Raw genomic sequence first — 21,913 nt, forward strand, 5'->3', positions numbered from 1 at the left:
TCTCTATACACGCGCAGATTTGTGGGCAGCTTGGAAATTGGATCTGCAATGACCATGTTCATTTAGGGTTAGTAAACGAAATGCCAAGGTCTTAAGTAAGTAGGAGTCAAAAAGCAAACATTTCATTTACCCCTCGCCTTAACTTAAGGTGTGCCCGCCATCTTCGACTGTTCCGTCCGCTTCGATGGAGTAATCGCGTGCGCGTAAGACTTTTAAAAGCGATCCATCTCTCCAACTTTCATGTGATTTTTACCGATAGTTACTTGTGCTATCTTTAGTAACTAAATTCGTGTGACCCAGCCCGTTCGGGATACCTCACGTATACGGGGAGGTAACATGTCAAGACCAAATCAGCCTGATCCGCCAATTACGAAATCTGAAGATCCGGAATCAAATCGCGATGTAAACGCACTGTTTTCCAGCTTTCGTCTGGACAAATCGTCTTACAGGACCTTTGGCCGTCACCGAACTCCTAAACCTCCGGAACAATTCGAGATTGCCGCCGCAGATTCGTCACGTCCGGAGCAGGTCCGGATTGGAATCTTCTCCCCCATGGGGGGTTCAGGCAAAAGCACGCTCGTCGCCAGCCTCGGTAGCATCCTGTGGCAACACAACAAAAGGGTTCTGTTGGTCGATGCTGCTCCATGGCCCACGCTCGCCTTTCACTATGGAGCGACAACGACCCGCCCTGGAATGCGTTCATTTTTCCCCCCCGAGGGAAAGGATCTCCCAGTTCGCATACTTGGCCGCGAGCCCAATAATCTGCCAATCCCCGAGATGAACAACTACCTGAGAACCGATCCCGCTGACTATATCTTGTTCGATCTCAGTGGAGTCTCCGGACAGGAGCTTGTGACCTGTCTCGCCGAGTGCCAAATTCTGCTCATACCTCTCATTCCGGACCCTTCGGCCGTGAGATATGCCGAAGCGGTAAAAGATATGCTCAGCACGCTTCCTAATCCTCCCGAGCGGGTTTTGTATGTGGTCAATCAGATGGATGAATCTCCAGTCGCGAAGACCGTCTACGCCAACTTGAACCAGCTACTCGATCATCAGATCTTCAAAAAACCCATCTACCGGCAGGTGGAGATCCAAGAGTCTCTCTCCGAGGGCGTCGTGCTGCCCTTCTTCGCTCCAAAATCGCAGGCTACGTTGGTATGCAGCGAAATCGCGCAGTGGCTTGAGATTCCCAAACCTGCTGCGAATACCAAAACTCAACGGAGATGGAACGAGAGATGAAAAAGGCTCGTGAGCTGTGGGGTCACCTCGGAGCCAACGACAGTATTGCAGGACGGACTGGACGAACCATTCTTTACATTATCGTCGCCGTGCTTGCCTACCAGTGCGTTACTCTACGGTTTGACTGGAAACAACAGGCCATCGTCGGTTCGCTGACTCTCCTTATCGGCCTTGCACTCTACACCTTTTCCCAGGCTTACGTGACGACCCTCATGCTCATCGTCGCGTCGATGCTGACCACCTGCCGGTACGCCGTCTGGCGCGTCACCCAGGTCTATGAGGCTGTAACCGACCCCAGCAGCAACTTGCGCATTCTTGAGCTGTTCTTCACATTTCTGCTGCTAGCCGCCGAAATGTATGCCTTCTCGATCCTTCTGCTCGGCTTCATCCAGATGATCTATCCGCTACGTCGGCCACCGGCACCTCTTCCAGATGAAATCGACGAGTGGCCTGACGTAGATCTTCTGATTCCCACCTACAACGAACCTCTTTCCGTCGTTCGTTCGACAGCTCTCGCATCCATCAACATCGATTATCCCAGCGATAAGCTGCACGTCTATCTCCTCGACGACGGTCGCCGGCAAGAGTTTCGTGACTTCTGCGAAAAGATTGACATCGGCTATGTCATACGACCCGACAATCAGCATGCCAAGGCAGGCAACATCAACAGCGCCTTGAAGCGTATGACCTCTCCCCTGGTCGCCATCTTCGATTGCGACCACGTGCCGACAAGAAGCTTTCTCCAGGTTACCGCCGGGTGGTTTCTGAGAGACAAGAAGCTCGGCATGCTGCAGACGCCGCATCACTTTTACTCCCCGGATCCGTTTGAACGGAACCTCGGAAGCTACAAAACCGTCCCCAACGAGGGCGAGCTGTTCTATGGCCTCTTGCAGGATGGCAACGATCTCTGGAACGCCACCTTCTTCTGTGGCTCTTGCGCCATCCTTCGCCGGTCAGCCCTTGATGAGATTGGTGGGATCGCCGTCGAGACGGTAACCGAAGACGCACATACCTCCCTGCGTATGCAGCTGCGCGGATGGAATACCGCCTATATCAACCGGCCTCAGGCTGCGGGGCTGGCCACCGAGAGCCTCTCGGCTCATGTGGGCCAGCGCATCCGCTGGGCACGGGGAATGATCCAGATCTTGCGTACAGATAACCCCCTGTTCGCGCGAGGACTCAAGCTCGCCCAACGGCTCTGCTACTTCAACGCGATGGTGCATTTCCTTTATGCTCTGCCGCGACTCATCTTTCTTACCGCGCCGCTGATCTACATGCTCTTCGGCCTGCGCAACATCCCGGGCCTGTGGATCACGATCGCCGCGTATGCCATCCCTCACCTCGTTCTTTCTACCCTGACGAACTCGCGTCTTCAGGGAAAATATCGCTATTCGTTCTGGAACGAGATCTACGAAACTGTACTCGCCCCATACATCCTGGGTCCGACGCTACTGGCTCTAGTCAACCCCAAGCTGGGCAAATTCAACGTGACCGCCAAAGGCGGAGTCGTTAAGGATCGATACTTCGATAAGACCATCGCCCGCCCCTACGGCGTTCTGCTTTTGCTTAACTATCTCGGTCTTGCGATGGCCCCCTGGAGATTCTTCGTTCTTAACGCCGACCACAAGGGCGCTGTCTTAATGAACGTCTTCTGGATCATCTTCAACTGTGTCATCCTCGGCACGGCCAATGCCGTTGCGGTGGAGGCTCAGCAGCGGAGAGGCAGTGTGCGCCTTAACCGTAAGATGATCGTTTCCATCCGCACACTAAGCGGAGCGACAATCTCGGGAATCTCCTCTGATCTCTCCCTGGGAGGCGGAGCCATCGGCCTTGATCAGGGCACCCTGCTCGAGCAGGGTGCCCTGATCGACATCATCTATACGGGCGACAATGCGGTCGTGCTCCCCGCCAAGATTGTCAGCAATAACGGCACCAGCCTGCGGTTTCAGTACAGGCAGCTGACGCTCGAACAGGAAGAGGCACTCACCTTGGTCCTTTATTCGGGTGCGGATTCCTGGCTCACCGAAGATCATCCTCGAGACCGCCCACTAAAAAGCCTCGGTGCTATTATCCGGCTCTCGCTTCGCGGCGTCCGTTATTCCTTCACAGGTTTCCTCCCCAGCCGCAAGGAGAAGTTGGTAAACCGGGAAGCCGAGATCGCGGCTGCCCTCCTATTGTGCCTTCTGCCGCTCGCCTCGCCCAGGCTCCACGCGCAACGCATTCCGCAGCCGATTCCCTCGCACACCTTCCACAGCACCATCTCGCTTGCCGACGCCGGATACAACAACGGCATCTCGCTACGGGGCTGGGATGCCTCCGCCAGGACGTCATTTGTTCTCAGCGCATCACAGGTTGCGCAAAACGGCATACTGCATCTGCGCTATCACTTCTCTCCCGAGATGATTCCCGAGAGAAGCCTGTTGACGGTCTCCTTCAACGACACCACTCTCAACAATCTGGTGATGCCACCCGATGCCGCAAAGTCCGGCGCATCCGACCTGACAGCTGATATCCCCGTCCCGGCGGATCTCATCGCCTCGCAGAATACGCTCGAGATTCATCTTCGTGGCCACTACGTTGCAAAGTGCGAAGATCCGACAGACGAGCGATTGTGGGCCAGGATCGACCAGAGCTCCACCTTCGAGATCGGCGGGGTTTTGCTGCCGATGTCGAATGATCTTTCGGCGCTTCCGGCTCCGTTCTACGAGAAGGACCAGACCATATCCTCTACTCCGATCCAATTTGCGATCGACTCCTCTCCATCGGCAACGCTGCTGAAGGCTGCTGGAGCACTTGCCTCCTGGTTTGGCGTCCAGGCCAACTCTCATCACCTCACTTTTCCTGTTGCTCTCGGCTCTCTGCCTCCCGGTAACGTCGTGGTGCTCGCTCGTAGCGACTCGCCCCTGCTAGCCACACTTGGTCAGCATCCTCAAGGGGCGCATCTGCAAATGATCGAGAACCCGGTCGATCACCTCAGCAGGGTTCTTATCGTGAGCGCGGACAGTGACGATCAGGTTCTTGCTGTTGCCCAGACTCTCTCAATCGGCAAGAAGTTTAGCGGCGATATAGCCGATGTCGTTCCAGCTCCATTACCGCCGGCGCGTCACGTCGGCGATTCTCCGCGTTGGGTTCAGACCACAAAGCCTTCGTCCTTGTGGAGTTACACCCAGACCAACGAGCTCAGCACGGACGGCTCACAGCCGATCATCTCTTACGTACGAATTCCTCCCGATCTCTACTTCGGAGATCAGGATTCGGTGAAGCTTCATCTGCAGTACAGCACCACTCATCTCTCCCCGTCGCAAAGTGCATACATGAGAGTCGTCGCCAACGGATCGCAGGTGACGTATCTTCCGCTCTCACACAAGGTTAGCGCCAACGCAGTCCAGAGCACTGAGATCCCGGTGCCGGTCGGTTATCTTCGTCCCTTTGCGAACACGCTGCAGTTTCAATTCATCTTTGCCAACAAAGACCGTCGTGATCTCTGCGCCGCCCTTCCACCATCCAATGCGTCCGGCACAATCCTGCCCTCGTCGAACCTGGACCTCCATGAATTTCCTCACTGGACCGCGATGCCGGATCTTGAGCTTTTCGCCAACGCGGGCTTTCCTTTCACGCGTTTTGCCGGTCTCTCGCGCACCATTGTGGTGCTGCCCGAGCATCCTTCTGCTCGCGAGATCACAACCATGCTCGACCTGCTTGCCTACTTCGGCGCGCAGACCGGATATCCCGCCACCCGATTCGAGGTTGGGAATGCGAAGAGCTTCGACCAGGATAAAGATCTTCTGGTGATCGGGACCGAGAATGACATTCCCACCACTCCAGCGGTCACCGCAGCTCTACCGATCTCGATCGAAGAAGGCGGCCTCTCTCATCGCGTCGATACTACGCTTTCTTTGCTCAAGACTCTCTGGACGAGGATCTCTCGCTTTGATCCGGAATCCTTCTCCGATCTACAGGGAACTGAGGAGGAATCGAAACTCGATCGCAGTTTGAGCGGTCCCTTCGATTCCGTCATCGAGATGACGAAGTCTCCTTCCGGGCGAAATCGGTCGGTAGTGATGGTCGTCCTTGGAAAGGGTTCCTCAGATACGTTTCCCGAATTCCTCGATGTCTCTTCCTCAAGACAGATCAACGGCAACGTCTCGATTCAGCACGGAGCGGAGTTCGATTCGTTTTCTATCGATCCGACAGTCTATTACGTAGGTCGCATCACCGCGATCGCCCGGCTCCGCGCCCGGATGCATCAGGCTCCGTGGATCGGCGTACTCTTTCCCTTCATTGTAGGAATGTTGTGCGCACCTTGGGTACACGCCCGCCTGAAGGATCGGGCAGAAGCAAGACTTCGCGGAGATATGGCATGAAGATCCTCCTTGCCATGGTGCTTCTGGGAGTTCTTCCTCCACCTCCTCCTCAGCCTGCGTGGCCGCTTTGGACGCAATACCAGGACCACTTCATCCAAAAAGACGGCCGCGTCGTCGATTATGACCGCGACAACCTGACCACCTCCGAGGGACAGAGCTATGCGATGTTCTTTGCTCTGGTTGCGAACGATTCTTCCAGCTTCGATCTGCTCTATCGCTGGACGGTGAGCAATCTGGCCAACGGCGATCTGCAGAACAACCTTCCAGCATGGAGCTGGGGTCGCAAACCCGATGGAACGTTGGGAGTGAAGGACCTCAACTCCGCTAGCGACGCCGATCTATGGATTGCTTACGACCTGATTCAAGCCGGACATCTCTGGAAGCGTCACGAGTACACCATGGCCGGCGACGCCCTACTCAAGCAGATCGCATCTAGGGAGGTCTCGCGTAATCACGCCTTCCCCATCCTGCTTCCTGCTCACGATGGGTTCGAACACGACGATGCCATCGTCACGAACGCGAGCTATATGCCGCCGTTTCTCTTCGAGGCCGCAGCTAAGGCACAGCCGCAGGGACCATGGAAGGCTATGGCGGCATCGCTACCTACGCTGATTCAAAAGGCAACGGTGCAGGGTTTCGCAACCGACTGGCTCAGGGTGGAATCCGATGGAACCATCAGTCCAACTGCCGCGCTTGATTCAGGCGAATCACAGACCGTCGGAAGCTACGACGCGATCCGCGTCTATCTTTGGGCAGGGCTCACACCCTCAACGATTCCTGGCCGCAATTCTATTCTGAAGAGCCTCTACGGAATGGCCTCGTACATGAAATCCCATTCCGTTCCTCCTGAATTTGCAGGCGAGGGATCGCCCGCCGTTCACGGCACCGGCCCTATCTCCTTCTCTGCAGCGCTGATTCCTTTTCTTGAAGCCGCGCAGGAGCCCGATGCCGCTCGCTTGCAGGAGAAGCGGCTGACATCAGCGTGGACGCCGCGTACAGGTCTCTACGGAACCCCCCCTCGCTACTACGATCAGAATCTAGCCATGTTTGCCCTTGGTTACACAGAACATCGATATCGCATTCAGAGCAACGGAGATTTAGAGGTCTCATGGCGAAGATAAGCCCACAGATGTTCGGCAGGGTATTGCTCGTCTCAGCCTGCACAATGATCCTTCCTCCCGCGACGGCCTGGGCTGCGGACTCGCCTGCCATTCGGATCCTCCTCGACCGTGCCAAAACCCAGGCTCAGAGCGGCCATCTCGATATTGCAGCCTCGACCTGGAAGCAGGTCCTTGTCTCGGAACCAAACAATATGGAGGCTCTCCGCAGCCTCGCATCTGTGGAAGCGCAGCTCGGACATCAGCAGGAATCAGAAAGTTATATCCAACGGTTGAAAAAGCTCGGAGCCAGCTCGACCGAAATTGGCCAACTGCAGGGGACAAAGGCCCGGCCTGCAGATGCGGACCTCCTTAAGCAGGCGTCTGCGCTCTCCAAGGCAGGTCAATACAACCAGGCAATGGAGATCTATCGCAAGCTCTACGGCAACAATCCGCCCGCTGGCCAGATCGCTCTCGTCTACTACGACACCGAAGCCGCCACACCCTCTGATCGCGGTCATGCTATCGAAGGTCTCCGAAAACTGGCGCAACAGTTCCCAGCCGACGAGCGATACTCCCTCACCCTCGGACGAGTCCTCACCTACGACGCTGCCACTCGGCAGGAGGGTATGACCATCCTGCAGCGCTATCCATCGGATGTCACAGCGCAGTCCGCTCTCAAGCAAGCCGCGCAGTGGAACCAGCGCGCCCAGGCTGCTCCTCCGGTGATCGCCGCCGCAACCCCGTTGCCTGCACCACGAACTCCCACCGCCGCAGCCACCTCGGAGCTGGCATCAGGGTTCCGCGCCCTTAACAGCGGTAATCTCTCTTCTGCCGAGCAGCACTTCCGCGCATCCCTCGCCCGCGAATCCACACATGGTCAGGCCTATGCAGGGCTTGGGTTCGTCAGCATGCGCCAGCAAAACTTCGACCAGGCGGTGCAACAGTTCGAACGTGCTCGCGCCGAAGGTGACCGGGACCCGAATGTCTCTCAGGCGCTGGAGACCTCGCGCTTCTGGCAGACGATGGGCAAGGCACAGTCTTCCCTGGACGCAAACGATAACGATGCGGCTATCGTGCAATATCGGAATGCGCTCGCAATGAAGCCTGACAATCCCGATGCTCTTACGGCAATTGGCGGAACTCTTCTCCGCGCCAATCGCCCGAAGGATGCCATCCCGTATCTGCAGCGCGCAGTTCGGCTTGATGCCAGATCTCTCCCTGCCTGGCGAGCTCTCTTTCTCTCACAGTCGCAGGCTGGTCAACGAGCTGACGCCGTCAAGACCGCCGAACTCACACCAGCTGAGCTCCGGACCAAACTCGAGGCCGATGTCGAGTTCCTGGGAGCGCTTGCGACCGACTACGCCAGCGTCGGTCAGCAGGCCCAGTCCGATCGCATCCTCAAGCGCGCTCTTGCTCTGGTCCAATCCAGCGACGAAAGCGAAACCTCTGCTTCGAAGCAGCTTCAGTACGCTTCTTTGATGATGGCGGCCAAACGCTACAACAACGCCGTCCGTAGTTATCGAAGAGTACTCGCGACCGATCCTGAGAACAGCAACGCCTGGCGTGGTGTCGTCACTGCCGAACACCTGGCTGGACGGGATGCCGAAGCGCTTCGCGCCTTCCAGGCGATGCCCTCCGCGGTCTCATCCGTGGCTCAGAACGATACCGATTTTCTATCAATGCTCGCGGGCATCTATCAATCGCAGTCCCAAATCGACGCGGCCCGCTCTACCCTTCAGCGGGCAATTCGGATTCATCCCTCTCTCTCTCTGCAACTTCAGCTCGCCTCCGTTGAGATGGCAGGTGGCAATCAGGAACGCGCCGCCCAGCTCTACCAGCGGATCGCAGATGAGCATCCAGAGTCGAAGCAGGCATGGATCGGATATATCCAGGGACTCCATGTTACGGGTCATGACCGTGAGGCCCTCCTTCAGATCCAGCAGATGCCGGAGGACATCAACTCCTCTTTGCAGGATGATCCCGACTACCTGCAAGCCACCGCTGCCGTCTACAGTGCCTCGGGAAACAGTCGCCGCGCGGCCGAAGCTATCGATCGCGTTAACGACATCTACAGCGAACAGGGCATCGCGCCTCCCGCTTCGGTCCAGATTCAGGAAGGCTGGCTCTACCTTCAGGCCGGCGCTAATAAACGGCTGTCAGACGTTATCCAACAGTTGAACAGCGAAGACGACCTGACCCCGGATCAACAGGAAGAGCTTTCACGCCTGTGGACCAGCTGGGCTCTTAAGCGTGCGACACAATTCCGGCAGCAGGGTAAGCCGCAAGCCGCGGTGCTCATCCTCTCTACAGCGCTGCGTGCATTTCCGTCCGATACTTCCGTCAATAATGCTCTCGCAGATACCTACGTCGAGGCAGGCGATCCAAAACACGCCGTGCTTCTCTATGCCCGCGAAGATATCTCGCAGGCCGATAAAGCCATCTGCGCCTCGGCCGTCCGCGCCGCTCTCGCCGCAGGAAACCGCAAGCAAGCCGAGGCCTGGCTTCAGACCTCACTTGACCGGTTCGGACGCGATGCGCAGATCCTCCAGCTTGCGGGCGAATTCGAACAGCAGCGTGGCGACTCACGACGCGCCGCGGCATACTATCGCGCAGCCCTGCAGGCTGCCGGTCCTCCCACCATCGATGAGCTAACCTCATCGCAAGCACGTTCTTCGAACACATCGCAGCTATCGGCCACGCAGGAGCTGTTCAGTATGCTCAGCTCCCAGGGCAATACTTCCGGTTCAAATCTTTCTTCAGGAAGAGAGAATTCCGATGACCGGCAGACCCTCTGGCCTGCGCGCTCCTCCAGCGGGAGCCAATCCAATCTCGCTGATCTACCTTCAGAAGCGAAGGCCTCTCTCCCTCCTCTAAATCAGCGTAGACCTTCCCGCGAAGCTCGAAACAACCCTGACTGGGGCTCTCCATCAACCGACACGCTTTCGGATAACGACGACGTGCTTCCGCCGCTCGAGTCAACCAATAAAGCCAGGCGATCCACGCTATCGACGAACCATCCGACGTACGGCAGCGATAACTCCGATAGCGATCTCCCGCTCGATGCAATCGAACAGGCCCCTACGCGCCAGCATAGTTCGCGGCCAACCTCCTCTGCCAACGTCACGAGCAGCCGCGCCACCGGTCTACCCTCGCTCGCCGATCCCTTACCTGCGAACTCGCTCTCGCCTGCTCCGCGCTCGAATGCATGGCTCCCTCCGCGCGCGGCTCAGAGCCTCGATACTCTCGACAGCCCTCGATCTGTCGCCGTGCTCACACCTCCTCCCACGCCTGCAGAGCCATTACCTCCGCTCACCGGCTCCGCAGTCGTAGTGCCTCGTCAGCTAAGTCCTCGTGAGGATATGGAGCAGCATCTCGATGCGATTCAGGCTGCGTCGAGCCCCTACCTGGGAGGAAGATCCTGGGTAGGCTTCCACAGCGGCCAACCTGGCTACGACCGCCTCACCATCTTCACCGCCGATATCGAACAGTCTTCGATGATCGCCAACGGAGCGCGACTCTCCGTTATTGTCCATCCCACTCTTCTACAAGGCGGCGCTACTAGTTCCGACGCGACATTTCGGCTTGGAACCCTTCCCTCCGGAGCCATCGCCAATGCCCAGTCCTCCGCAGGAATCGGCGGTGAATTGCAGCTCAGAACTCGAAGCTTCGGAGCCGCCGTCGGCTACACACCGCATGGCTTCCTCGTTGAAAACGTCACCGGACGCCTGCTGATCCAGCCGGACGCTGGCCCCGTCACCGTCACCTTCGATCGCCAGCCCATCGAAGACTCGCAACTCTCCTACGCCGGACTCCGTGACCCCGGCTCTAGCTCCCTCAATAGCAATGGGAATATCTGGGGAGGAGTCATCGCCAACGCAGGCTCCATCCAGGTTAACCATGGGAATGCCTCCTCCGGCTGGTACATCGCTGGCGGGGGGCAGTACATCACCGGCCGGAACATTCGCTCCAACACCCGCATCGACGGTTACGCTGGAGCTTACTGGTCAGCCTGGGAGAGGCCGGAGTATGGCAAGCTGACCCTCGGAATGAACCTCTTCGGCATGCACTTTGCCAACAATCAACGCCTCTTCACCTATGGCAATGGAGGCTACTTCTCTCCCGGAGCTTATCTGCTCAGCAACATCCCTCTCACCTTCGAAGGGCACCATGGAACTCGGCTCCACTATCGCGCTGCTGGATCCATTGGGCTTCAGGCCTTCCAGGAAGATGCCGCGCCTTACTATCCGCTCGACCCCGGGATGCAGGTCGCAAACAACAATCCCTACCTGCCAGAACAAACCAACGTGGGTGCCAACTACAACTTGGAAGCGGAAGGCTCTTACCTGATGACGGAGCACTGGCATGTGGGCGGATTCTTTACCGTCGATAACTCTCGCGACTATGTCAACAGCCGTGTCGGCTTTTACCTTCGTTACGTCACTCATCCCCAATCGCTGGATTCCATAATGGGGCCGACCGGGCTTGACCGGCGAACCGGTTTGAGGCCTCTTCTTATTCCCTGATGTAAAAACGCATTTATCATTTTGAAAACTCCGAGGGCTGCAGACCACCACATGGATAAACCGACCAAATCGACCGCGGCTATCAAGCTGATCGTGCTGGCTGCCCTGGGATCGGTCCTGTTTTTAGCAGGCAGCGCGTTCTTTCTCTTTCGAAATACGCAAAGCCTCATCTCTGCGGCCCGATGGGCCGAGCATACCCAGGAGGTCCTGCTCTCGATTCAAAGTGCCTCCGACCTGACCCAGCGTATTGAATCTGGCGGTAGATTCTATCGGGTAACACAGGATGAGATTCAGCTCTCCAACTCACGCCGGAACGCGATACAACTTAGCACTCGAGTCACTCGTCTGCGAAACCTCATTACAGATAACACGAGCCAGGCCTCCAACCTGAGCGAACTGGATAGCTGTTCTACCGCGCTTGTCCACGATCTCAACACAAATCCTCCGGACCTGCTGCATGTCGATGCGCATGTCTTGCACTGCCAACAGATACTCTCTCTCATGGCACTGCAGGAACAGGGGCTACTAAAACAGAGAGATGAGGCTACGCAACACCGCTCCCAAATCTCAACCATTACCGAGTTCGCCCTGGCGGGTATATGCTTCTCAACCCTCATCGTCCTTTTCGGCCTTCTGCTGCGCGACGCCATTCAACGCGGTCGCATCGCCGAAGTAGCAGCCAAGACCAATCAAGAGCTTAGTGACAGTGTTCAGACGCTCCAGAACCATGCACGCGAGGTGCAGCTTCTGTCGATTACCCGCGATGACCTGCAGCTCTGCACCGACGCTCTTCAGGTCCACCGCTCCGCAGCATTCCGTTTCTCCGAGCTGCTCCCCGGCACCAACGGTTCCCTCTGCATCATCAACAGTTCTCGAAATATGGTCGAAACCGTATCCAGCTGGAGTGCAAACGACCTCGGCCCCGGCATCGCCGAGATCTTCCCGCCCGAAACCTGCTGCGGCTTGCGTTCCGGGCAGCTTCGTTGGCGTGCTCCTGGAGCATCACAGATCGACTGCAGCCACTTCATCGGGTCCACTCCTGGCTGTTATCTCTGCGTCCCCCTCGTCGCTCACGGTGACACAATCGGAGTCCTCTACATCGGCTGTCCCCACGAAGCAGCCAGGGAGATCGTTGAAAGCCGCACCGAAGGCATTCGCCAACTTGTCCAGCTCACCGCAATGGCACTTGCTTCCCTCGAGATGCGAAAAAAGCTGGAGCACCAGTCCATTCGCGATGGCCTCACCGGTCTGTTCAATCGTCACTTTCTCGAGATCGCCCTCGAACGCGAGCTAGCGCGCGCCACACGACGTAAAGGATCTCTCGCTGTCCTGATGATCGACGTCGATCACTTCAAGAAATTGAACGATCAGTTCGGCCACTCTGCCGGGGACGCCGTTCTCAAAGAGGTCGCCCATACCTTCAGCAACTGCGTACGAACAGAGGATCTGGTCTGCCGGTATGGTGGCGAGGAGTTCACCATCATCCTGCCCGATATCACTCCCGATGCCGCCCTTAACCGAGCTGAGGTGATCCGCAAGGCAGTTGCGAATCTTCGTACTGAACTCGATAACGATCTGTACAGCAGCGTTACCATCTCTATCGGGGCGGCGATCTTCCCCCAGGATGGTCAAACCTCCGAACTTCTACTCCGCCACTCTGATGCTGCTCTCTATCGCGCCAAACGTGAAGGAAGAAACAAGGTTGTCATGGTCGACCACGCTGCCACCCTCTCCTCATAAGTTCTGGGTAACGACATAATCTCGACGTGTTACTTTGGCCGCTTATCTCTCGTGCTCTTCCCATCGAATGACTAATTTCTCGTATTCGCGTACATCTAGAGCAGAGGAATAGTTTGGCAAGTGCCTTCCCGACCATGTTGAATTTGGGAGACCCCGCGTGAAAGAGATATCGCTGGCGAAGTTGCCTCGCGTGGCATTGGTGATTGAAACGTCTACTCAATTTGGTCGAACGCTACTTGCTGGAGTTGCGCAGTATGTCCGCGAGAAGGGACCGTGGAGCGTGATGTTCACGGATCGCGCTGTGAACGACCAGCCGCCGTCATGGCTAAAAGACTGGTCAGGAGATGGGATCATTACTCGCGTTCCATCGCCTGCAATTCGCTCCATCGTCGTCGGAAGAGGAATACCTGTTGTCGATCTCAATGAACAGACTGCCGACCTCGGCATCCCGCAAATCTCCAACGATCATGTAGTCATCGCAAAGATGGCGGCAGAACATCTGCTGCAACGAGGCTTTCGTGAATTCGGATTCGTTGGGCATCCGGGGCATTTCTGGTCCGACGAACGTGAACGCACATTTCTGGAGATTACGAGTCGAAGAGGCTTTCCTTGTTCGGTGTATTCAGGTCCGAGACTTCAAGTGCAGGATCTTCGCGAGGGAATATGGAATACCGAACTGGATCAATTGACCGATTGGTTAATTCAACTTCCTAAGCCCGTCGGCATCATGGCAAGTACAGACTTTCGAGGTTTGCAGGTACTGGCTGCATGCCGCATGTCAGGAATGGCTGTTCCCGAAGAGGCTGCGGTTGTTGGCGTCGGCAACGATGATTTGGCTTGTATTCTTTCCGACCCTCCGCTTTCCAGCGTTGTGCTCGATGCATGGAACATGGGATACCACGCGGCAGCGCTTTTAGATCGCATGATGCGAGGCGAAAAAGTCGCTCCCGGTTACGTACAGCGATTCCAGCCCTTGGAAGTGAGCGTGCGGCGATCGACGGATGGAGTCGCCATATATGACCCGCTAGTAATGCGAGCCTGCGGATACATTCGCAAGCACGCTGTGAATGGCATTCAAGTAAAAGATGTGCTGCTCCACCTGGGAATCTCCCGGACCACATTACAGGAGCGCTTTCGGCGCGAGCTCAACAAATCCGTACACGATTTTATTGTAGAGATCAGGCTTGGGCGGGCTCGCGAGCTGCTAACGGAAACCGACATTCCTCTGGTCGAGATCGCATCACGCTGTGGGTTCCGTCACATGGAATACATGAGTGAAGTGATGCGCCTCCGAACTGGACTGGCTCCTGGTCAATACCGCAGGAAGTTCAGCATTCTTGAACCAAAGCGCCACCACTAGGGGAGCTCCGTTGAAAACCTTATCTACAGCGGTGATTTAGAAAAGCACTCAAAAACGTCTATTAATAAAAGCCTTGTCATAACAGAATGATTGCACTAAACATTCACAACACACACCGTCTAAAACCTTAAAAATAACACTCCATTCATGCTTGATGAGATGGCTCACTCTTACTCTCGTCATATCGCGAACATGACGAGATGAGTTTAGGGCTCAGCCTTTCGCTCCTGAATCTTCACCGGGAGATAGGCCCTGCCTGACGTGTGCTGCTGCATAGCATCCGGTCCTGGATCATGCGCGACGGGGATATATATGCACTTGAAGTGGAAGCTGTTGTCGGTTGTACTGTTGGGTCTATTGTGGGCCACCTCTGCCGAAGGTCAGGTAGAAGGAGGAATCATCCTTGGAAATGCTCGAGATATTCGGGGAGCTGCCTTGAAAGATGCAGACGTCTCCATCGTGAACACGGCAAGCGGTGAAGAAATCGAGTTGAAGACGAACGGAGAAGGGGATTTTAGTAGCCCCACGTTGCGCTCTGGAATGTATACCGTCGCAATCAGATCAACGGGCTTTCGAACAGTGCAACAAGATGTGGTCCTTCAGGTTGGGAGCAGAGCGGCAGTCAACCTTACGCTACCGATCGGCGCGACGTCTGAGACCGTGGAAGTCACCTCTCAGGCACCAGCAATGGAAACCACCAGTGGGACAGTCGGCACCGTAGTCGAAGCACGCCCTGTACAGGAACTCCCATTGAATGGCCGCAATGCGCTTGCGCTCACGCTCGAGACACCAGCCGTCCGCTCGAACTCAGCCAATAATCCTCAGGGCTTCGCGGATCGAGGCACCTCGCTCTCTGCCATCGTGATCAATAACGGGCCGACCGCTCTCAATGGAAACATTCTCGACGGCGCAAACAACATGAATAATTTCTCCGGCGAAATTGCGATCAATCCCCAAGTGGATGCCATTCAGGAATTTCGAGTGCAAACAGGCTATATGTCGGCCGAGTTGGGATTGACTGGCGGAGGCGTGATTACCCTTGCATCGAAATCCGGAACCAATGCCTATCATGGCGATGTCTACGAGTTCTTCCGCAACGATTATCTTGATGCCAGACCTTATTTCCTCGAGCAGACCTCACCCAAGCCGCCACTCCGCTACAACCAGTTCGGCGGTGCCGTGGGCGGTCCCGTAATGCGCGAAAAGCTCTTCTTTTTCGCGAACTACGAGCAATTCAAGTACGTGACAAGCGCGGTTTATATCGGCACAGTGCCAACGCTTCGACAGCGCTCTGGTGATTTTGGCGATCTGCAAACCTGTGCAATCGTAAACGGAGTCGCGAAAGTGACTCCCGTAAAAATCTACGATCCGAATACAACTACGCCCTCCGGTAACAGCTTCCGCCGAACGCAGTTTCCGAACAACAAGATCAATCGTCCTCTGGATCCAGTCTCGATCTCAATTCAAAACGCAATTTATCCAGAGCCGAATCGCGTTGCATCCGACACCTGCCAGCGGCTTTCGAATACCAACAACTTTCAGAGCGTCAAACAGAATGTTCGCTCCATGTATCAGTCTTTGGGCCGCCTTGATTACCGGATCTCCGGCCGTCAGAATATATTCGGCCGGTACGCCTACTACGTGAACAATACCGACAATGGAAGTACAAACGGAAGCTATCTTCCTTCCCCAATTGTGGCCAAACGCAATGATGCCTTCGGTAGCCAGAGCTTTGTTGTGCAGCTCTCGTTCACCGTGTCTCCTACAGTGATCAACGAAGCACGTATTGCGCTTACCAGAACCACATTTCCATTTGTAGTCGCCAACTACAACCAGGATTGGCCTGCGAAACTCGGCTTTCCGTCTAATGTCCCAGACTATGTCTTTCCCACCATCACCGGGACCGGGTTGCCCGCTGTGAATGGACAAGTTGGTGTGAGAAACACGGCAAACCCGCAGATCATGGATACGATCACCATGGTCCGAGGCCGGCACAATCTTCGATTCGGTGCAAGCGTTTCGCATAGTCAAGCAAACAACTCGCAGATGACGACACCCTCGGGCAACTTCAGCTTCTCAAGCGCTTTGACCAATCAGCCGAACGCAACAGCAGGGACCGGAAGTGCATATGCAAGCTTTCTTTTAGGGGCGGTACAGAGTGCAAACCTTACTGTTTATCGCGAACCGGGTTATTGGAACTTCCTGACCTCCGGATTCTTTCAGGATGATTTCAGGCTCTCGCCCCGTTTCACACTCAATATGGGATTGCGCTATGACTTTCAGCAAACTCCGCGAGAGCACCATGATGGTCTCAGCAACTTCGACCCTAATGGCATAAGCCCTTCGATAGGCAAAGCGGGAACAACAACTTACGCCAGCACTGGCGGCAACGGTCGAACCTTCACAGGGGATGATTACAAGAACTTCGGTCCTCGTCTTGGATTTGCATGGGATGTGTTCGGCGACGGTCGCACGTCGATCCGCGGCGGAGCAGGCATATATTACATCAGCCTCAACAATCAACTTTTCAATCAGCCGACTGCAGGGTTTTCCTCCACGACCACCTCGTATACGTCGACCAACGCAGGAATCGCTCCTGCCTTCCAACTCTCCGCAGGATTTCCATATGACCCACTGCAGCCACTTGGCGCGGCGGGCGGACCAGACTTTCTTTTAGGCCAATCCATCGCATGGGTTCAACCCAAGGCAAGTACACCCACCTCCCAACAATGGAACTTGAATGTTCAGCATGAGTTTCGCGGCGGATTTGTAGCTGAGATCGGATATCTCGGCAATCACGGTGTCCACATGATTTCGGGCAACTACAACCTAAATGTATTGCCGAACCAATATCTCTCGCTTGGGGATTCTCTTCGCCAGAATGTCGCGAATCCTTATGCTGGCAGGGTTCCAGGGTCGCTCGGAGCATCGACCATCACTCGCCGTCAGAGTCTGCTTCCGTATCCCTATTACAACAGCATCACGGTCACAAGTCCTCGCGACGGAAACTTTCACGGCGACTCAATGATTCTTGCAGCGCAGCGTCATGCCACTCACGGACTCACTCTCCTTAGCAGCTACACCTTCAGCAAGCTGCTGGATAACGGCATTCAGAATCCTCTCGATGGTTACATTGGAATCGGAGGAGAAGGTGGCACGGTAACCCCGCAGGATCCTAACAATCGTCAACTTGAATACAGCCTGGATCCGACAGATATCAAGCATCGCTTCGTCGGCAGCGCTCTTTATGAGCTGCCACTTGGCAGAGGCCGTCGTTTCTTCAGTAATACGAACAGATTTATGGATCGACTGTTGAGCGGGTGGCAGGCTAACACGGTCGTCACTGCGCAGAGTGGCTTACCGCTTTCCATCTCAGGAGCCAACAATAACCTGGCGACACGGCCCAGCTTCGTTCCCGGCAAGTCCGCGAAAGACGTGAATAAATCAGGCCGCAATGTCATCTCATGGTTCGACACCAGCGTCTTCCAGAATCCTGATTCATGGACCTATGGCAATGTCCCTCGGGTCTTGCCGAACAGCCGCGGACCCAAATATGTCAATGTTGATGCGTCGATCTTCAAGACCACGCAGATAACCGAATCGGTAAAGCTACAGCTGCGGCTTGAAAGCTTCAATGCGCTGAACCATCCTAACTTTCGATCACCAAATACAACCTTCGTGCCCGCATCTGGAAACAACGGCTTAAACACGAGCTCGAGTTTTGGGCAGATCACCAGTGACATGCAACCTCGCAATGTGCAGCTGGCAGTGAAGATCTTGTTCTAACTTCGTCGCCGTATCAACCTTCGTTCGCCAAAGCTGACAGGTCTTATACCCGGACCTGTCAGCTTGACGCGCCAGACGCGTCGTCTCAGGATCACGAATGTTTTCTATGATTCGCCTCAGGATCCCGGGGTCCAACGGTAGAGGACCACACTGGAGCCGTTGTAGTTGTCTTTGGTCAACAGATACTCACCGTTTGATTTCTGATAGGCTCTGATGCCATACATCGAGTCCACATCATTCCCACATAGACTGTATTTGGATTGGCTATTGATCAAAGTAGTGTCCAGATTCCCAGTTGTTAGATTGAACGCGTCTATATTAGGCACCGTGTGTACATATCCTAATTAGGCACCGTGTGTACATATCCTACGAACAGGTAATTGCCAGCGGCTGCAATGGACTTCTGGATTATCACTCGATAAGGTGATTACCGGGTTGGGGTCGTGGTGTTTCCTGCAAGCCACCCGTGATAAACCTCGATTCGCGTTCCAATCGAGGTCCAATGTCAATACGGTTACCGAGATTAACTAATCAATTGAATTCGTTTTATTTTTTAATGAGAAATGGTTGCTTCTCTTTACCTAGAGAATGGTTTTTAGGGATCGCAGCCTCTGCTGAAAAGACTTACTTCCGATCTTTGGATTGAGTTTTTCACCAAGACTGAACTCTTTCGAAGAAAGGTTTAGATGGCGAAAGTTCAAGAAAGTGAACGCCATTCTGGTTTTGCAGAGTGAAATCAAAGTTGCTTTGGCCAGAGATTTTCTAAGGCCAAAACTTCTACAGAAGAACGTCTCTCCAGAGTCTTTATTTCTCTGCACTGAACTCAAGCTCGTTAGCCCAATGCGTCTTCCAGTCATCATGGAACGTAATGGAGTTTGTGATCGAGACACTGCGGCCGGTTGCAAGCTCGCGTGCCGGCCCCTTGTTGTCATTGACTCGACAGGTAAACTTAACCGTCTTGCCCTCCATAATCTGTTCGTGGACGGCAGGCATCTCCCCCCACGGAATAGAAGCCTCCACGATACGAGTGTTGCCGTCTCGATGGATCACCAGTTTTCCTGCAACAGGTCCACCATCGATAGGAGACTTAGGCTGGCGTGGGAAAAAATGTTTGCGCGGCATTCCTGGAGATTGCAGCCGCCATATCTCTGTGCCGCCGCCATACTGACTGGCAACCGGGTTTAAGGCGTATTCGTAATCTGTGTCCCAGTAGGTGATGAAACGTGGCATCACGCCGGGAGGATGCGACAACCATGGTTTCTCTTTGAGCACGTTGAAGGCGATCTGAACATTGTCGTGCTCTCCGCTTCCCGAGGGCACATCGAAGTGTTTGCGGTAAGAATAGTGTCGTACCTTGTCGGGCCAGACGAGCGATTTGCCATCCTGATTCTCGACCTGGTCAGGATAAAAGTACGCATCGTCATCGCGCTTTTCAAAACGAAGCATCCCCGCATCGGCCGTAGTGTCCGCAATTCTCGCAGCGAAGTAGAAGTTGTCATCGTCATAGGCAAGATATGCAGCCGCGATCCCATCTCCCTTCCCCTGAGTAAAGTCTTTGAAAGGCAGCCATGCCTCCTCGGTCATATTCGTGCCGATACCGGTTCCGGGCAGGACCTGCGGCAAAACCCCCTTCCATTCTGTGAGGTCTCCATCCACACGAATCGTGCGGTGGGATATCTGATTTACGTGGATCTCTTCCGAATGGATCGACTTCCCATCATCACCCGCGTCGAACTCCGCGGAAAGACTGTAACGATTGCGTGCGGCAGGCTTACCTGGCGAAACGGCGAATACGACCTCCTTCGTTTCATTGGCCGCAAGCGCAACAGTGTCGCCCTCTGAAGCTGCCATTAGGCCGCCAAGTGAAGCGGTCAAACGACCTGTGACAGGATGATCCAGAATATTGGTCAGTGACAGGCGCAGCGTCGAGCCCTTATCCACGGGAGTAACCATGTCATGCGCCACAATTTCTACCGGCGAATAGCCCTTCATCCGGGCGGACTTCAAAGCAGCTAGCAATTTAGCGAACGATCCTGGCCTGCCATCGCCACGCAGGAAATAGCCTTGGCCATTAAGCGGCACCTGAATCGTATCGCTCCCATCCTGTATTTGGTTGCCGTAGAAATCGTAGGCACGGATAAATTGCCCTCGATTCGATACTGTTAGCTGTGCATCCGGGGATATTTGAATGGAGCGAAAAACCGTCCGATCGGGATCGTACAGCGCCTTCAGGTCTCCCAGGACGACAACGGTTCCGTCTTCGGGTTGAGGCTGTTGCACCTTGGATGGCAATCCATCGAAGACGAAGATCCACGGCAGGCCATTCTGAAAAAGCAGTTGATGAAAGGCGCGCTGCCCGATGAACTTCTGTGTCGAAGCGACAGCCGCTGCTGGCGCCCAGGCCTGCACTACGGGAAAAACCTGATTGCCAAACTTGATGTTGCGGCTGTCATATACATTGCCGCCGTAGATACCCGCCGTGCGCGACTGTCCCTGGGCACGCATAGAAGCGATGACACCGGCAAAGCGATCTTCAGAATTCGCAATCCAGCTCTCGGTATCCCACACACGTACCGGACCATATTCGTTCTTGCGATTCACCCACTCTGGTATCTCCGACGGGTCCGCGGCGAGCGCCTGATAGTGAATACTGATGAAGTCCAACCATTTTAGATAGTGGGTCGAGCCATCGGCGAAGAGCTTATCGCGTGCATTGGACGACGAACACGTTCCCCCGATCAACACCTTCACACCGGCCTTTGCACGCGCTTCCTCCACACCCTGTGCCATGTGCGTGAAGATCTCCTGATATCGCGGGATATCGGCTCCCCAACCTGATATAGAGATGCTCTCCCATGGCTCATTCCATAGCTCAACTGCGTTCAAATTGCCCTTGGGCCATCCATAATTTGTGGAGATACGCTGCACCCAATTCTGAAAGTCCTGATCGTATCTTGGTAGCCACGCCTGATCAGACTTTGTCTTGAGCATCTTTGCATCAGTCGTCAGCCACGGTCTCGGTCTACCCAATGGTTGTGTCATCATGCTGCCGCTGTCGAGCGTCAGCATCACAGTTACATCGTGCTTCTGCGTCCACTGCATGTAGCGGTCGAGGTCCTGCATGTTCTTCGTAAACTCAGGAGCATTCTCTGGACTGTACGAACCGCTGAGACGCATACCTTTTACGCCCAGCTTCTCAAACAGCACAAGAACTCCCTCATTCATGTACTGCGGCCAAGTAGCATCCAGCGCATAAGTGGGGTATTGCACTCGGCCAGCATCTGGATTCATCGAGCGAACCAGAGCAGAAGCAAACATACGCCCATGGCCTGCAAGTTCAGTCACCAGTACATATCCGCCAAAGCGCTGTGGGATCACAGGACGTACAGTCACATCCCGAAATCCCGAAGGAGGAAGGTCGACTTCAATAGGCGTCGAACCTTCATCTGCCAGCTTAGAAACGTGCGGCATCCAGATATCACCCGCAGGCACACTGGTGCGATACCGAATGAGATTCAGTGTCCCCTTTGCGCGAAGACGTTGCTTCGTATTGTTGGTGAAGCGGTAGGTCAGTTCCACCTGCTCGCCGGGAAGCAAGACGTTCGCCATCGTGCTGGTTCCCGCTTTCACGGCGATCTCCTGCACGGTGTAATCCGCGGCCTGTTGGTTCGATGTAAGCCCAAATGCTTCCGCGTATCCCGGCATCTTGGCGCCGGTAGTCATTTGAGCATTGACATGGATCACGGCAACTACTGCCCATAACGATGCGAAGAGGAAGATAAAGCGCTTCAAGCTTAAGGC

General features: G+C 55.1%; 8 protein-coding genes. 7 read left to right on the forward strand and 1 reads right to left on the reverse strand.

Features of this window, described 5'->3' with window-relative positions; genetic code table 11:
* Positions 1-336 precede the first annotated feature (336 nt).
* From AC5S26_RS00295 to AC5S26_RS00325, 7 genes are all read left to right on the forward strand, one after another.
* Complete coding sequence (locus AC5S26_RS00295; RefSeq protein WP_494182844.1) at positions 337-1,239, forward strand: nucleotide-binding protein; 903 nt, start codon at positions 337-339, stop codon at positions 1,237-1,239.
* A complete protein-coding gene (gene bcsA / locus AC5S26_RS00300) occupies positions 1,236-5,603 on the forward strand; it encodes a UDP-forming cellulose synthase catalytic subunit (RefSeq protein ID WP_494182845.1) in 4,368 nt (1,455 codons plus the stop codon). Before AC5S26_RS00295 ends, bcsA begins: the two co-directional genes overlap by 4 nt.
* Positions 5,600-6,724 (forward strand): cellulose synthase complex periplasmic endoglucanase BcsZ, encoded by a 1,125-nt coding sequence (bcsZ, locus tag AC5S26_RS00305; protein ID WP_494182846.1) that lies wholly within the window; start codon positions 5,600-5,602, stop codon positions 6,722-6,724. Before bcsA ends, bcsZ begins: the two co-directional genes overlap by 4 nt.
* Positions 6,712-11,226 carry a cellulose synthase subunit BcsC-related outer membrane protein gene (locus AC5S26_RS00310; protein WP_494182847.1) on the forward strand — a complete coding sequence of 1,505 codons (4,515 nt, stop codon included), beginning with the start codon at positions 6,712-6,714 and terminating at the stop codon, positions 11,224-11,226. The genes bcsZ and AC5S26_RS00310 overlap by 13 nt, the downstream gene beginning before the upstream one ends.
* Positions 11,227-11,277: 51 nt before the next feature.
* On the forward strand, positions 11,278-12,966 hold the full coding sequence (locus AC5S26_RS00315) for a sensor domain-containing diguanylate cyclase (RefSeq protein ID WP_494182848.1): 1,689 nt from the start codon (positions 11,278-11,280) through the stop codon (positions 12,964-12,966).
* A 157-nt stretch (positions 12,967-13,123) separates the two neighbouring features.
* Positions 13,124-14,326 (forward strand): substrate-binding domain-containing protein, encoded by a 1,203-nt coding sequence (locus tag AC5S26_RS00320; RefSeq protein WP_494182849.1) that lies wholly within the window; start codon positions 13,124-13,126, stop codon positions 14,324-14,326.
* Between the two features lie 312 nt (positions 14,327-14,638).
* On the forward strand, positions 14,639-18,112 hold the full coding sequence (locus AC5S26_RS00325; protein ID WP_494182850.1) for a carboxypeptidase-like regulatory domain-containing protein: 3,474 nt from the start codon (positions 14,639-14,641) through the stop codon (positions 18,110-18,112).
* Between the two features lie 804 nt (positions 18,113-18,916).
* Here the strand turns inward: AC5S26_RS00325 and AC5S26_RS00330 are convergent.
* Entirely contained in the window at positions 18,917-21,904 is a 2,988-nt protein-coding gene (locus AC5S26_RS00330) for a hypothetical protein (RefSeq protein WP_494182851.1), read from the reverse strand.
* Positions 21,905-21,913: the final 9 nt, after the last annotated feature.

The sequence above is a fragment of the Edaphobacter sp. FHG110511_03 genome (assembly GCF_059115365.1).